Raw genomic sequence first — 13,842 nt, 5'->3', positions numbered from 1 at the left:
CTAAAAGCGGATTATCTCAGCGTCGCCTTCAGCGTCGCATCGGGAAAACACGTCGGTGAAAGACCGTTTTTCGCCTGCCAGTCGCCAAGTGAACGGCGCGTCTTGAAGCCGGCCAACCCGTCCGCCTTGCCGACGTCGTAACCCTTGGCAACCAGTGCCTTCTGCATGGCCAGAACATCCGAGCGCAGCATAGAGCCGACATTGCCCCATTCCGCCTTGAATGGCCCCGCCCCATGGGCGATGCGGTCGGCGAGATTGCCGATGAACAGGGCGTAGAGATCGGAATTGTTGTATTCCTTGATGACGTAGAAATTCGGCGTCACCACGAATTCCGGCCCATGCCGCCCGGCTGGTACCAGCATCATGCCATCGGCGGTAAGGTCATTGGCCGGAAAGGCTTTTCCGGAAATGCGGGTGATGCCCATCTTCGCCCAGTCGGCCACCGGCCGTGCAAGGTCCGGGCCTTCCTGCGCGCAGGAGACATTGGCCGGGATCGAGGCTTCGAAGCCCCAGTCGCGATTGCGCTGCCAGCCGCGCTGAGAAAGATAGTTCGCTATGGATGCCAATGCGTCCGGTACGGAGTTCCAGATATCCCGCCGGCCGTCGCCATCGAAATCCACCGCATATTTGAGGTAGCTCGACGGCATGAATTGCGGCTGACCGAGCGCCCCGGCCCAGGAGCCCATCATGCGTGAAGCTGCAACATCGCCGCTTTCGACGATCTTCAGTGCGTCGATCAGCTCGGTGCGGAACATCTCCTTGCGGGTGGACATATAGGCCTTCGTAGCCAGCACATCGACCACCGAATGCGGCAGTTTCGCGCGGCCGAAACCGGATTCGCGGCCCCAGATCGCGACGATGATATCGCCGGGCACGCCATATTTCGCTTCGATGCGACGAAGGGTGGCTGCATGGGTTGCGGCAAGCGACCGACCGGTGCCGGCAAGCCCCTGCAATCGCTTCTCGGAGAAATAGGCGCCCGGTGAAGAGAATTCGGCCTGGCTCTGGCTTTGTTCCTTCGGCGGTTTCTGGCCGGGGATGACGAGATCAGGCAGCTTCCAGTTGATGGAAAGACCGGTGAGCGCAGCATCGAGCGTCTTTTGCGAAATACCCGCCTTGCGTGCTTCCGGCCAGACTTCCTTTTTCAGCCATGTATTGAATTCGGCGTCGTATCGGGCGGCGGCTGCACGGGTTGGCACAGATTGCGCCATGGCCGCCGTCGCTGAAAAAACGGAAAGAATGGCAGCCAGTGCCTTGAAGCTTTTCCAGGAAAAGTGGAGCTCGGTTTTCCGTCCGGAAATGCGCCAGGACAAACAATCAAATCGGTTTCGCATTCGGTCTCCTCTTTGGGTCGCGGGGAGTGAAGGAAGGTGTCAGATCGTCGTGCGGGCCCGAAGCGCCGCCGTCAATGTGCCTTCGTCGAGATAATCCAGCTCGCCGCCCACCGGCACGCCATGTGCAAGCCGGGTGATCTTGATACCGAGATCGGAGAGGCGGTCGGTGATATAATGGGCGGTTGCCTGCCCCTCAACTGTCGCATTGACGGCGATGATAAGCTCGCGAATGCCACCGACGCTGACACGGTCGATCAGCCCCTTGATGTTCAGATCTTCCGGCCCCACACCGTCGAGCGGCGACAGCGTGCCGCCCAGCACATGATAGGCGGTGTTCATGGCGCCCGCCCGTTCCAGCGCCCACAGATCCGAAACATCCTCGACAACGATGATGACCGACTGGTCGCGCCGGTCGTCGGCGCAAACGGTGCAGGGGTCGATGGTATCGACATTGCCGCAGCAGGAGCAGATTTTCACCTTGTCATAGGCCTCGCCCATGGCGTGGCCCAGCGGCCCGAGAAGCTGCTCCTTCTTTTTGATGAGATGCAGCGCCGCCCGCCGCGCCGAGCGGGGGCCAAGCCCCGGCACTTTTGCCAGAAGCTGGATCAGTTTTTCGATTTCCGGACCGGTGACTCGTTTTGCCATGAGCGCTTTCTACTGCATAAATCGGGAAACGGGAATCATGAAGCACGAAGGGCAGTTCATGAAAATACAGGCGGTGTGCCGGGGCGAGGCCAAAAAACTGCCGGGAAAGACGATGAAGACGGGCATCTTCAAACATCCCGTGCAAGGCCCGGTCATGGTGGATGCCGAGGGCATTGTCAGCGACGCCGTGTGCAATCGCAAACATCACGGCGGGCCGGATCAGGCGATTTACGTCATGGGCTCCATTGATCTCGACTTCTGGTCGCGGATATTGGGCTTTGTGGTCGAGCCCGGATTTTTCGGCGAAAACCTCGTCCTGGAGGGTGTCGACAGCGCAAAGCTGCATGTGGGTGACAGGTTTTCAGCCAGCGAAGTCATGCTGGAGGTAACCGCTGCCCGCATTCCTTGCGCTACACTCTCGGCCCGGATCGGCGATCCCGATTTCGCCCCGCGCTTCAGGCAGGCGGGCCAGCCGGGCTTTTATTGCCGGGTGCTGAAAGGCGGAATGCTTGCCGCCGGCGAGGATATCGCCTTCGAACCCTATCAGGGAACGAAACTGCCGATACCAACTATTCTCCAGCGCTTTCGCCCCATGCAGCTTAATGCAGCCGAGCGCATGGCCTATCTGGAAACGCCACTTGCCAGCCGGTTTCGCGCGATGCTGGAGGCCTAAATTCTGCCTTGAGACGAGGACGGCGAATGCTCAGCAGCGTTTCGCCATCCTGTCAGTCGATATGATATCAGAACGGCAACTTCATGCCCGGCGGCAGCGGCAGACCGGCGGTCAGGCCCGCCATCTTTTCCTGCGCCTGTGCTTCGCCCTTTCCCTTGGCGTCCTTATGGGCCGCCACGATCAGGTCCTCGAGAATTTCCACCTCTTCTTCCTTCAACAGCGAAGGATCGATTTTCAGGCTGCGCATTTCGCCCTTGCCGTTGAGAACGACGGTCACCAGACCGCCGCCGGCCCTGCCTTCGACTTCAAGGGCGGCGATTTCTTCCTGCACCTTTTCCATCTTGGACTGCATTTCCTTGACCTTGCCCATCATGCCCATGATGTCACGCATGTGCCAAACTCCTGTTTTTGTTGTATATTAAAACTCGATATCGTCGCCGGGAAGAATGTCGCCTTCGCTCGATTCGGCAACCGATGGCGGAGCGATCTCGTCCGCCTCGTCCTGTTCGACAGCCCTGATGCGCACGTCGGTGATCTTTGCGCCGGGGAATTGCTGGAGAATGGCCACGACGTCAGGATCCTGCCTCGCATCGACAAGGCGGGCGTCGCGGGCGTTGCCCTCGGCCTCCACCAGGGTCGGCTGGCCCTCTTCCTTGCTGAGGCTGACGATCCAGTGGATACCGGTCCACTCCTTCAGCCTCACGCCAAGCTCGCCGGGCAGGGAGCCGGGGGCACCATCGCCAAGGCGCATATCGAGCCGGCCTGGTTCCAGCCGGACCAGCCGCACAAAGTTGCGCACCTTCGCCCGCATGACGGGATCGCGATTTTTCTGGCAGAGATCGGCAATATCCTGCATCGAATTGACCGGAACCTTCGGCTCCGGCCGTTCTTCGCTCTTCGGTGTGGCGATCTGCATGTCGTGCGGGCGGCTGTCGGGAACGGCGCGCAACATCGCAGATGTCTGCGGTGTTGCCGGGCGCTGTGCGGGAAGATCGACGGGTCTTGCCGCAGCCACGGTTTGCGCTGACGAATAAGCCCGCGCCCCGCCACCATTGCCGCCGCCCGAAGGCGCGCCGTTGGCATAGCCGCCATCACCGTTGGAAAGCTCAAGCAGCCGCCGCGCCGCATCTTCGGGCGCAGGCAGATTGGCGGCATGCGAAAGCCGGATCAGCACCATTTCGGCAGCACCCGCAGGCCGCGAAGCATTTTCCGTTTCCGGAATGCCCTTCAGCAGCATCTGCCAGATGCGCGACAGGGCCGTCACCGCGATGGTTTCGGCAAATTCCGCGCCACGCACACGTTCGATCTCGGACAGAGAAGGATCGTCTGCCGCGTCAGGCACATATTTCATGCGGGTGACAAGGTGGGTGAAATCGGCAAGGTCGTTCAACACCACGACAGGGTTCGCGCCCGCCTCATATTGGCCGTTGAATTCCGAAAGGGCTGCAGCGATATCGCCTTTGACGACATGCTGGAAAAGATCGACGATGCGCGCCCGGTCGGCAAGGCCCAGCATGCCGCGCACGGCTTCGGCCTCCACGCGGCCGCCGCCATGGGCAATTGCCTGATCGAGCAGGGAAAGGCCGTCACGCGCCGAACCCTCGGCTGCACGGGCGATCATCGACAGTGCCTGCGGCTCAGCCTCAAAACCTTCCTTGCCGGCAATGGCGGTGAACAGACCGACGAGATCGGCAGCGCTGATGCGGCGCAGGTCGAAGCGTTGGCAGCGTGACAGAACGGTGATCGGAACCTTGCGAATTTCGGTGGTCGCGAAGATGAATTTCACGTGCTCCGGCGGCTCTTCAAGAGTCTTTAGAAGACCGTTGAAAGCCTGCGTCGACAGCATGTGCACTTCGTCGATGATATAGACCTTGTAGCGCGCCGAGACCGGGCGATATCGCACCTGCTCGATGATCTCGCGGATATCGTCGATGCCGGTATGGGAGGCCGCGTCCATCTCGATCACGTCGACATGCCGGCCTTCCATGATCGCCTGGCAATGTTCGCCGGGGATACGCAGGTCGATGGTCGGCTTGTCGATGGTGTCGGTCTTGTAATTCAGCGCGCGGGCGAGAATGCGAGCCGTGGTCGTCTTGCCCACGCCGCGGACGCCGGTCAGCATATAGGCCTGCGCGATGCGGCCGGTCTCGAACGCATTGGTCAGCGTGCGGACCATCGGCTCCTGGCCGACCATCAGATCGGAAAAATCCTTCGGGCGATATTTGCGCGCCAGTACCCGATAGCCGGTCCCGACCTGGGATTCGCTTGTGGTGGTGGGTACGGTGTCGCTCATTGCCTCGCCAGTTTGTTTTGCCAGTTTGTCTTGGGGCGCTGAACTGGCCCGGCGAAAGCTGAGCACGTCTTTTAAAAAAGGTGGGAGGCTGGCACGGCGACCCGTGCCGGGCTCGTTAGGGCTGCTTCCTTCCGGACCTGACCCGGTTGGCGAGTGGCTCGTCCACCACCAACCTCCCGGGGCCACATATCGGCAATATCGACAGCAAATGCAAGCCAAGCCTTCAAAAAACTGCTATCACAATGAAAACAAACATGGAGGACACCTTGGAGACATTCCGGCTGGACGACAGGCTGGCACGCGATAGCGTGCTTGTGACGCGTTTGGGGCTATGCGAATTGCGTTTGCAGAATGACAGCCGCTGGCCCTGGCTGGTGCTGGTGCCGCAGCGAGACGGTGTCAGCGAATTGTTCGATCTCACCCCGCTCGATCAGGCCATGTTGACATTTGAGACCAATCTCGTCGCCGCTGCGCTGAAAGAAGTCACAGGGGCCATCAAGATCAATGTCGGTGCGCTGGGCAACATCGTCCGGCAGCTTCATGTTCATATTATCGCCCGCAACGAAGGCGACACCTGCTGGCCCGGCCCCATCTGGGGGCACGGAACGCCGGTGCCTTATGCGGCGGGTGAAAAGGAAACTTTGATGAAAAAAATCTCCGGCGCGCTCTGATGATGTCAATGACGATTTTCGAAACCAACGCCCCCCATCCCGAAGCAAGCCTGCTGACAGCCTTTTCAAAAAATGCCCTCGACCGTTTCGCCGAGAAGCGGACGGAAGAGTGCGTTGCCGATGCGCTGAAAATCGATGGCACCCATATTTTCGCCTTCTCCGGTAACCGGCTTGTCCTGAAGCACGATGATCAGGTCATCGATCCCCTGTTCTCCGCCTATGAACTGGCCGAGTTGCAGCCGGATTTCGACAATGCCGTGCTGCTTGGATACCGTGAGACCGGCGAGCCGAGAATAGCCGTGCCGGTTGCCGTCGCCGAAGACCGTCTGGCGAGCCATTACAAGCTCGCCGACGCCCGTACGCTTTACCGCGATCATCTGCTCGATGAGGAATTGCTCAGTGAAGTTGCTCAGGCTGTCAGTCTCACGCACTGGAATGGTGACAATCGCTTTTGTGGCAAGTGCGGCGGCAGCATGGAGCTGCGAATCGGTGGCTACAAGCGGATCTGCGCCGCCTGCAACCACACTATTTTTCCGCGAACCGATCCTGTCGTCATCATGATGACGATCGATATCGAGCGTGATCTTTGCCTGCTTGGTCGTGGCGCCCATTTTGCGCCGGGCATGTATTCCTGCCTCGCCGGCTTCGTTGAACCGGGTGAAACCATCGAGCAGGCCGTCCGCCGCGAAACGCATGAGGAATCCGGTGTCGACATCGGCCGCGTGCGCTATCACGCCTCCCAGCCGTGGCCGATGCCGCATACGCTGATGATCGGCTGTTATGCCGAAGCGCTCTCTTTCGATATCGCCCGTGACGAGATCGAACTGGAGGATTGCCGGTGGTTTACACGCACCGAGGTGGCCGCGATGCTGGAGACGGCGACGGGCGAAGGCTTTTCCGCCCCTCCGGGCGGCGCCATCGCGCACCGGCTGATGCGCGACTGGGTGGAATGGACGAAATGAACCGCGTTGCGGCAGGCTCAGCTCTGGTTGAGCTTGCCGCGCATTGCGTGGCCCTTGTAGACGCCGAGAATACGGACTTTTTCTGAGAAGAAGCGCAACTCGTCCAGCGCATGCCGTACCGGCTCGTCATCCGGATGGCCTTCAATGTCGGCATAGAACTGCGTCGCGACGAATTTTCCACCGAGCTGATAGCTCTCCAGCTTCGTCATGTTGATGCCGTTCGTCGCAAAGCCGCCCATGGCCTTGTAGAGCGCGGCCGGAATGTTGCGGACGTTGAAAACAAAGGTGGTGACGATGATTTCGTCGGTAGATTTGCCGTCAGACTGGCGTTTGGCCCAGTTTTCATCACGCGACAGCACGACGAAACGGGTGACGTTGTTTTCCGAATCCTCGACATTTTCGGCCAGAATATCGAGACCATAGAGATCAGCCGCAAGGCGTGGTGCGAGCGCTGCCATGCTGCGGTCACCCTTTTCCGAAACCTGCTTGGCCGCACCCGCGGTATCGCCGGCGATAACCGGTTTCCAGCCGTTGGAGCGGATGATCTTGCGGCACTGGCCAAGCGCATGAATGTGGCTGTGGACGGTGCGAATCTCGTCTTTTTTTACACCCGGCATGACCATCAGCTGGAAGCGGATCGGCATGAAATATTCACCGATGATATGCAGACGCGATTCCGGCAGCAGATGGTGAATATCGGCGACACGGCCGGCCAGCGTATTTTCGATCGGGATCATGCCGAGATCGGCTTCGCCATTTTCAATGGCGTTGAAGGCATCCTCGAACGTCGGGCACGGCAGAGGCTCCATATCCGGGAACATGTCACGGCAGGCCATGTCGGAATTCGCGCCGAATTCGCCCTGAAAGGCAATGCGATTTGTGCTCAAGGTCATGACATTATCCGTTAGAGAGTTCTGCTTGCAAGAATGCTGCGGGCTTTTTCGAGGTCGTGCGGCGTGTCGACGCCGAGCGGCACGGAGCGGACGATTTCCGCATCGATGCGCATGCCGGCTTCCAGCGCCCGTAGCTGTTCCAGCCGCTCGCGCTTTTCCAGCGGCGAGGGCGGAAGGCTCACGAATGTCTCAAGTGCGGCGCGGCGATAGGTGTAAAGCCCGATATGGTGATAAAGCGGGCCGTCGCCAGAAGGCGCGGTCGCACGCGTAAAATAAAGGGCGCGCAGCCGAGTTTCGGAGAGCGGGCTGCCCACGACTTTCACGACGTTCGGATTGGTTTTTTCATCCTCGTCGGTGATTTCCACCGTCAGCGTGGCGATATCGACGGCGGGGTTCTCCAGCGGGCGCAGAGAGGCGCGGATCGTTTCCGCCTCGATGGTCGGCAGATCGCCCTGGACATTGATGACGTATTCGGCGTTGCCGTGAGGATCGGCCTTTTGCAGCGCTTCGAAGATGCGGTCCGAACCGGACTGGTGGTCGTCCCGCGTCATCATCACGTCGAAACCGGCATTTTGAACGGCCGAAAAAACCTGTTCGTCATCGACAGCAACGACGATTCGTTCCGCACCTGCTTCTCGCGCACGCAACGCCACCTGAACGATCATCGGCTTGCCGCCAATATCCGCAAGCGGCTTGCCTGGCAGGCGTGTGGATGCCATCCGCGCCGGTATGAGGACGACAGCTTTCTCGAAATCCCGATTCTTCATCCGACACCCTTCAAATCCCGTCCGAAAAGTGTCAAAACGTCACGGAGTGGGGACCATTATTCAAGTTGCGCAGGCTGTGCAAAAGCCATAGCTTTCGAGTAATTTCAAGATGCCCGGTTATATGGAGCGGATGCGAGGGAGCGCATATAGATGAATTCTTATGTAAATATGGGCGTTGGGGCGTTGCTGGGTACGGTTTTTGTCCTGATGTCGGTGTCAATTGCTTCTGAGGGCATTTTTCATGCGCCTACGCCCGAGAAGGAAGGTTACGCCATTGCTGCTGCAGAAAGCGGCGGTGAAGCAGCCGGCGGAGAAACGGCTGCCGCAGCGACGCCAATCGCGCAATTGCTTGCGAACGCCGACGCTGCCAAGGGCGAAACGGTCTTCAAGAAGTGTACGAGCTGTCATACCGGAGAGAGTGGTGGTGCAAACAAGGTCGGCCCCAATCTCTTCGATATCGTCAACCGGCCGATCGCCAGCCACGAAGGTTTCAGCTATTCCGCAGGCATGAAGGATTTCTCCAAGGGCGGTTCCGTGCATTGGGATTACGATCATCTCAGCTTCTTTCTCGAAGCTCCGAAGAAACACGTTCCCGGAACGGCCATGGGTTTTGCGGGTGTGAAGAAAGAAACGGAGAGAGCCGATCTGATCGCTTATCTGCGTACGCTGTCGGCAAACCCGGCACCGCTGCCGGATCCGGCAGCTGCTCCCGCGCCGACGAACTGACGCAAATCTGATTCATACAAAAAAGCCCGGCAGCGATGCCGGGCTTTTTCATTCTGTGGCATGGCAGTTCTTAAACGATCAGAAGCCCTTGCCGCCACGCAATTCGGAAATCACGGTTCCGACCATGATCCTGATGTCCAGCCAGACCGAAAAATTGTCGACGTAATAGAGATCGGAAACAATCCGTGCCCGCGCCTTGTCACTACGATCCGTCGGGCCGCGCAGCCCGCGCATCTGTGCAAGGCCGGTAATGCCCGGCCGCATCTGGTGCCGCATATGATAATGAGGAACCAGCTCTTCATAAGGCCGGCCGGCCGCCAGCATGCCGATGGCATGGCAGCGCGGGCCGACAAGCGACATATCGCCTTTCAATACATTGATAAGCTGTGGCAATTCATCGATGTTGGTGCGGCGGAGAACGGCGCCGATGCGGGTTATGCGCGGGTCGTTCTTCACCGTTTGTGCCACACCGGTGGCGTCGCCCAGTTCGGTCCGCATGGAGCGAAATTTATAGACCCGGATTTTTCGCCCGTTCATGCCCCAGCGGATTTGCGAGAACAGAACTGGCCCCTTGCTGTCCAATTTCACCAGCGCCGCAACCGTCAGCAGTACGGGCGCCAGCGCGACAAGGGCGATGGACGCCCCTGCAATGTCGATTGTTCTTTTGAGCGCGAACTGGCCGCGCTGCAACGCAGATGGGTTTTTTTCTAAAAAGGAAGTCTGCATTTCCGCCGTTTCGAAACTGGCGGCCGCAGGATAGGGAGCACCGTAAAAAACGGCATGCGATGAGCCTTTAGTACCCAGCATAATATGGAACCCTGAAAAGTTATTTTGAAACAAGAAAATTAATTTATATGAACAATTAATAATTCATTTACCGTAAAAAGTCACCCGAAATGTAGCCGCCTCGGCGCAAAAGGCAATCTAGGGTTAATGCTGGTGCACGCATATGTTGCGGCTTTAGGGCGTCTCCGCTCATGGATGCGGATTTGAAGCACCAAGCCTCTGGAAAAACGGGGACTTTGCGGAAAGTGAGCCTATGGCTGCCGAACCTACTATCGGTCATTAAACCGGCCGGCTCATACCCGATGCGGGGTCAATTTCCCATCAGAATGTCGAGCAGGGTCGTCTGTTTCGGCCCGGATGTCGCAGGGGATTGACCGCCTATATCCGCTGGCGGCACAGGTCCATTGCCGGCCTGATAGCCGGGTTCGATGTCGCGGGAGGGGATGTTCGCCGGCGGCATGGCCATGCCCGGCTGATTCGGGTTCGGCGAAGCGGGTGCATCGGGATAGGCGCGGGGGTCCGTTGTTCCGCCGCCCAGCGCATTGGAAATGATGTCGCCGATGGAAGAGGGCGCGTTTTCGGGCGCCGGTTGCTGCATTTCCCCAAGCGGCGGCACGGCACCTGCGCCAAGGCCGAAGAGTGGCGAAGGCGAAAGCCCGGAATGGGCGGCGGTCATGAAATCCTTCCAGGCTCTTGCCGGAAGACCGCCACCGGTAACCTTTTTCATCGAGGTGCCGTCGTCATTGCCAAACCAGACGCCCGTGGTCAGATTGCTTGTGTAGCCGACAAAAAGTGCGTCGCGAAAGGATTGAGTGGTGCCGGATTTTCCCGCTGCCTGCCAGCCTTGCAGGCGTGCAGCCTTGCCTGTGCCTTCGGTAATGACGCGCGACAGCATACTGTTCATGGTTGCGGCGATTTCCTCGCTCAGTACACGCGGCGGGTTGTCGTATTTGTTTTCGTAAAGCACCTTGCCATCGGCATCGGTGATACGCTTGACGATATGCGGAGTCGCCTTGTAGCCGCCATTCATGAAAGGTGCGTAGGAAGCGGTCAGCTCCATCAGTGACACTTCCGAAGTGCCGAGTGCGATGGAGGCATTGTTCTGCAGCTCCGATTCGATGCCCATGCGATGCGCCACCTGCGTCACCCGGTCAGGGCCAACTTCCATCACCAGCTGTGCGGCTATCGTGTTCAGCGAATTGGCGAGTGCTGTGGCGAGTGTCACTTCGCCACGGAATTTCTTCTCGTAATTTTCCGGGGTCCAGTTGCCGATGCGGACCGGTGCGTCGTTGCGAATGGTGTAAGGGGTAAGCCCCGATTCGAGCGCGGCCACATAAACAAAGGGTTTGAAGGCCGAACCGGGTTGGCGTTTCGCCTTGGCGGCACGGTTGAACTGGCTTTCGGCATAATCAGCCCCGCCGACGACGGCCCGGATCGCGCCCGTGCCATCGATGGAGACCAGCGCCGCCTGCGAAGCGCCCTGCTTCTTGCCATCACCCTGCAATATTTGGGTCAGCGCCTTTTCGGCGTCGCGTTCAAGATTGGGGTCGATGGTCGTATCGACGACGATGTCCTGCTTGACCTCGCCAACCAGGCTGCGCACTTCCTCCAGAACCATATCGGCGGCGTAATGTTCGGCGCCGGACCAGAAACGTTTCGCCTTGGTTGGCGGCTGCGACATGGCAGTCTTGATTTCATCGTCCGTGATGAAGCCGACATCGCGCATGGATTGCAGCACGACCTGCGCCCGCTCTTCCGCTGCCTGCGGATCACGTGCGGGTGAAAGGCGCGACGGGGCCTTCAGAAGCCCGGCAAGCATTGCCGCTTCGCCCAGATTGACGTCGCGCGCGGATTTGTTGAAGTAGCGCCGGGAAGCCGCCTCGACGCCATAGGCATTGGACCCGAAATAGACGCGATTGAGATACATCGCGAGAATCTGGTCCTTGGTAAATTCATGCTCCAGCCAGAACGACAAAAGCACTTCCTGAACCTTGCGCTCCAGCGTCCGGTCGGGAGAGAGGAACAGGTTTTTCGCCAGCTGCTGCGTCAGCGTCGAGCCGCCTTGCACTGTTCGCCCCGTCAGCACATTCGTCACGATTGCACGGCCGAGACCCAGCGGATCGATACCGAAATGCGAATAAAACCGCCGGTCCTCGATCGCCATGACGGCCTGGGGAATATAAGGCGACATGTCTTCCAGCGCGAGCGCCTCGCCGCCTGTCGTGCCGCGATTGGCAAGCACGCTGCCATTGACCGAAACGATCTTCACATTCGGCGGGCGTTCGGGAATGGACCAGCTGCTGGCGCTTGGCATGCGTGCGCCATAATAAAGGACAAGGCCGGCAACGCCGATACCGCCCCAGATACCGAGCACGATGCACCAGTAAAAGAGGGAGCGGACAATGCCCGTCGCGCCGCGGCCGGAGGAATTGCGGGAGCGTTTTTCTTTTTTCTGCGATTTGGCGCGACCGGTGGTGGCCTTCGGCTTTCTGGCGGGCTGCTTTGCGGTTCCGCTGATGCGTTCGCTGGCGTCGAGGCGCAGGTCATCGCCGGACTCGTGGAAATCCCCGAAGGAAGGTTCTACCCGATCGCGTGATTTGCCCTTGCCTGCCATCCAGCCGAAATTGCTCCTTAATTCACGAGACCGCGCATCCATATGACCTTCAGGCTTCTATGCCAGCGCGATCCTTAATCCAGGATGAAGAGTTTAAATGCGGCAATTTAAGGCGGGGTTAAGCCCAGACGGGATCAAATCGCCGTCATTGGCAGACGTCGACCCATTCCGCTCCCGTCAATTCAGCCATGGCATCGGGCGAAATCCGCACCGCCGCATTGGTGGCGCCGGCCGCCGGCACCACCTCGTCATAGTTTTTCAGCGATATGTCGCAGAACACCGGCAGAGGTGAGGGCAGCCCGAAAGGGCACACGCCACCGATGGGATGGCTGGTCACTGCAACCACGTCTTCCGGCCCCAGCATGCGCGGCTTGGCGCCGAAATGATCACGGAATTTCCGGTTGTCGAGCCGCTTCGTACCGGCGGTGACGACGAGAAGAATGGTGTCGCCGGCCTTCAGGCAGATTGTTTTGGCAATCTGGTCCGGCTCGACGCCATGCGCTTCGGCAGCCAGCGCGACGGTCGCCGAACTGGCTTCCGTTTCGATAACGGTCACTTCCGGCAATTTCTCGGTGAAGAAGGCTCTCACGGATTCGATAGTCATGCGTATTTATTAGGCGGTAAGCGAGGGAGCTTCAAGACGCCAGGAGATAGCTATGCATTTTGTGCAATGCTGCGCTGCGATGAAGTGTCTGTTTTTTGAGCTGATATCCTGTATGTTCAAACCATCGAAGCGACGCACTCCTCCTCCCAGCGTCGCCCGATTGGACTGACAATACTCCTCCTCCCAATTGTCAGTCAGTTTCAAGAACCCGGCGCACCTCCTCCCGCGCCGGGTTTTTGCTGTTTAAAGCCCTGTTTTCAGCGGCTTCGGTTTGGCAGCGCTTCACAAAGATCACACCGTTTTTCAAAGAAACTTGACTTTTGGCCCCTGCCAACCTAGGTGTTCGCCCATCGATATTTGTTTGACGACCAGAGCTTCGGCGCCTTTTTGGGTGCACACGACGATCTTTCCTTCAAATTCGACCCAAGACCGCACTGCGCGCAGTGCAAATACAATTTGCCAACGGAAGGAAATCGTTATGGCGACTGGTACAGTAAAGTGGTTCAACGCAACCAAGGGCTACGGCTTCATTCAGCCTGACGACGGTTCGCAGGACGTATTCGTGCACATCTCCGCTGTTGAGCGCGCTGGTTTGACCGCCCTCAACGACGGTCAGAAGCTCTCCTACGAGCTGATGCAGGATCGCCGCTCGGGCAAGATGTCCGCAGGCGAACTCGTCGTTTCCTGATAAGCGCTCTGGCCCTCACGGGTCATTGACATGAATGGAAAGGCCGGATTTTTCCGGCCTTTTTCTTTTGGAAGACGGTCCTGAACGGGCTGGCCTTGAAAAGAACGGATCGCATACCAATATAGGGTTCAACAGTGTTTCGGATGAAAACTGTCGGGCGGGCATTTTGATAATGCCGCTGTGATC

14 protein-coding genes and 1 other RNA gene are annotated in these 13,842 nt (G+C 58.8%); 5 read left to right on the top strand and 10 right to left on the bottom strand.

The features are described from left to right. Positions 1-11: 11 nt before the first annotated feature. Positions 12-1,250 carry a lytic murein transglycosylase gene (locus M0412_RS12525; protein ID WP_371338224.1) on the bottom strand — a complete coding sequence of 413 codons (1,239 nt, stop codon included), beginning with the start codon at positions 1,248-1,250 and terminating at the stop codon, positions 12-14. Between the two features lie 123 nt (positions 1,251-1,373). Next, positions 1,374-1,979: a recombination mediator RecR gene (recR, locus tag M0412_RS12520; RefSeq protein WP_137085629.1), complete on the bottom strand. Its 606-nt coding sequence runs from the start codon at positions 1,977-1,979 to the stop codon at positions 1,374-1,376. A gap of 37 nt (positions 1,980-2,016) precedes the next feature. Here recR and M0412_RS12515 point away from each other — a divergent pair, with 37 nt between their 5' ends. Then, positions 2,017-2,652 carry an MOSC domain-containing protein gene (locus tag M0412_RS12515; RefSeq protein WP_269700587.1) on the top strand — a complete coding sequence of 212 codons (636 nt, stop codon included), beginning with the start codon at positions 2,017-2,019 and terminating at the stop codon, positions 2,650-2,652. Between the two features lie 67 nt (positions 2,653-2,719). Here the strand turns inward: M0412_RS12515 and M0412_RS12510 are convergent, their stop codons facing one another. The 3 genes from M0412_RS12510 to ffs all read right to left on the bottom strand — a co-directional run bounded on the left by M0412_RS12510 (position 2,720) and on the right by ffs (position 5,122). Next, on the bottom strand, positions 2,720-3,043 hold the full coding sequence (locus M0412_RS12510) for a YbaB/EbfC family nucleoid-associated protein (protein WP_269700585.1): 324 nt from the start codon (positions 3,041-3,043) through the stop codon (positions 2,720-2,722). A 27-nt stretch (positions 3,044-3,070) separates the two neighbouring features. Next, positions 3,071-4,945, bottom strand: a complete 1,875-nt coding sequence (locus tag M0412_RS12505) for a DNA polymerase III subunit gamma/tau (protein WP_269700583.1) — start codon at positions 4,943-4,945, stop codon at positions 3,071-3,073. A gap of 80 nt (positions 4,946-5,025) precedes the next feature. Then, positions 5,026-5,122, bottom strand: an RNA gene (gene ffs / locus M0412_RS12500) — signal recognition particle sRNA small type. A 65-nt stretch (positions 5,123-5,187) separates the two neighbouring features. On the opposite strand from ffs, the gene M0412_RS12495 reads away from it, so the two are divergent. Beyond that, complete coding sequence (locus M0412_RS12495; RefSeq protein WP_175414535.1) at positions 5,188-5,616, top strand: HIT domain-containing protein; 429 nt, start codon at positions 5,188-5,190, stop codon at positions 5,614-5,616. 2 nt (positions 5,617-5,618) lie between these two features. After that, the gene (gene nudC, locus M0412_RS12490) at positions 5,619-6,578 is read left to right on the top strand and encodes an NAD(+) diphosphatase (RefSeq protein WP_269700659.1); all 960 of its coding nucleotides are present in this window, start codon (positions 5,619-5,621) and stop codon (positions 6,576-6,578) included. A 17-nt stretch (positions 6,579-6,595) separates the two neighbouring features. Here the strand turns inward: nudC and M0412_RS12485 are convergent, their stop codons facing one another. Then, complete coding sequence (locus M0412_RS12485; RefSeq protein ID WP_269700577.1) at positions 6,596-7,471, bottom strand: prephenate dehydratase; 876 nt, start codon at positions 7,469-7,471, stop codon at positions 6,596-6,598. Positions 7,472-7,482: 11 nt separating this feature from the next. Continuing rightward, the gene (locus tag M0412_RS12480; protein WP_142840741.1) at positions 7,483-8,238 is read right to left on the bottom strand and encodes a 3-deoxy-manno-octulosonate cytidylyltransferase; all 756 of its coding nucleotides are present in this window, start codon (positions 8,236-8,238) and stop codon (positions 7,483-7,485) included. 150 nt (positions 8,239-8,388) lie between these two features. On the opposite strand from M0412_RS12480, the gene M0412_RS12475 reads away from it, so the two are divergent. Then, positions 8,389-8,964: a cytochrome c family protein gene (locus M0412_RS12475; RefSeq protein WP_142840742.1), complete on the top strand. Its 576-nt coding sequence runs from the start codon at positions 8,389-8,391 to the stop codon at positions 8,962-8,964. 78 nt (positions 8,965-9,042) lie between these two features. On the opposite strand, the gene M0412_RS12470 is transcribed toward M0412_RS12475, so the two are convergent. From M0412_RS12470 to M0412_RS12460, 3 genes are all read right to left on the bottom strand, one after another. Further along, complete coding sequence (locus M0412_RS12470; RefSeq protein ID WP_269700575.1) at positions 9,043-9,771, bottom strand: sugar transferase; 729 nt, start codon at positions 9,769-9,771, stop codon at positions 9,043-9,045. Between the two features lie 289 nt (positions 9,772-10,060). Then, positions 10,061-12,364, bottom strand: a complete 2,304-nt coding sequence (locus M0412_RS12465; protein ID WP_269700573.1) for a transglycosylase domain-containing protein — start codon at positions 12,362-12,364, stop codon at positions 10,061-10,063. Between the two features lie 145 nt (positions 12,365-12,509). Continuing rightward, positions 12,510-12,968 carry a YbaK/EbsC family protein gene (locus M0412_RS12460; protein WP_269700571.1) on the bottom strand — a complete coding sequence of 153 codons (459 nt, stop codon included), beginning with the start codon at positions 12,966-12,968 and terminating at the stop codon, positions 12,510-12,512. A gap of 478 nt (positions 12,969-13,446) precedes the next feature. Between M0412_RS12460 and M0412_RS12455 the strand changes: the two genes are divergently transcribed. Beyond that, positions 13,447-13,656, top strand: a complete 210-nt coding sequence (locus M0412_RS12455) for a cold-shock protein (RefSeq protein ID WP_046799124.1) — start codon at positions 13,447-13,449, stop codon at positions 13,654-13,656. Positions 13,657-13,842 lie beyond the last annotated feature (186 nt).

The organism is Agrobacterium sp. O3.4, assembly GCF_041414895.1.
Taxonomy (GTDB): Bacteria; Pseudomonadota; Alphaproteobacteria; order Rhizobiales; family Rhizobiaceae; genus Agrobacterium; species Agrobacterium cucumeris.
This window is presented reverse-complemented; position numbering and strand designations above follow the sequence as displayed.

What these genes read in the sequence shown, in the direction of transcription:
- recR (WP_137085629.1), bottom strand. Translation starts at nt 1,979, where the DNA reads ATGGCAAAACGAGTCACCGGTCCGGAAATCGAAAAACTGATCCAGCTT.
- M0412_RS12515 (WP_269700587.1), top strand. Translation starts at nt 2,017, where the DNA reads ATGAAGCACGAAGGGCAGTTCATGAAAATACAGGCGGTGTGCCGGGGC.
- M0412_RS12510 (WP_269700585.1), bottom strand. Translation starts at nt 3,043, where the DNA reads ATGCGTGACATCATGGGCATGATGGGCAAGGTCAAGGAAATGCAGTCC.
- M0412_RS12505 (WP_269700583.1), bottom strand. Translation starts at nt 4,945, where the DNA reads ATGAGCGACACCGTACCCACCACCACAAGCGAATCCCAGGTCGGGACC.
- M0412_RS12495 (WP_175414535.1), top strand. Translation starts at nt 5,188, where the DNA reads ATGAAAACAAACATGGAGGACACCTTGGAGACATTCCGGCTGGACGAC.
- nudC (WP_269700659.1), top strand. Translation starts at nt 5,619, where the DNA reads ATGTCAATGACGATTTTCGAAACCAACGCCCCCCATCCCGAAGCAAGC.
- M0412_RS12485 (WP_269700577.1), bottom strand. Translation starts at nt 7,471, where the DNA reads ATGACCTTGAGCACAAATCGCATTGCCTTTCAGGGCGAATTCGGCGCG.
- M0412_RS12480 (WP_142840741.1), bottom strand. Translation starts at nt 8,238, where the DNA reads ATGAAGAATCGGGATTTCGAGAAAGCTGTCGTCCTCATACCGGCGCGG.
- M0412_RS12475 (WP_142840742.1), top strand. Translation starts at nt 8,389, where the DNA reads ATGAATTCTTATGTAAATATGGGCGTTGGGGCGTTGCTGGGTACGGTT.
- M0412_RS12470 (WP_269700575.1), bottom strand. Translation starts at nt 9,771, where the DNA reads ATGCTGGGTACTAAAGGCTCATCGCATGCCGTTTTTTACGGTGCTCCC.
- M0412_RS12465 (WP_269700573.1), bottom strand. Translation starts at nt 12,364, where the DNA reads ATGGCAGGCAAGGGCAAATCACGCGATCGGGTAGAACCTTCCTTCGGG.
- M0412_RS12460 (WP_269700571.1), bottom strand. Translation starts at nt 12,968, where the DNA reads ATGACTATCGAATCCGTGAGAGCCTTCTTCACCGAGAAATTGCCGGAA.
- M0412_RS12455 (WP_046799124.1), top strand. Translation starts at nt 13,447, where the DNA reads ATGGCGACTGGTACAGTAAAGTGGTTCAACGCAACCAAGGGCTACGGC.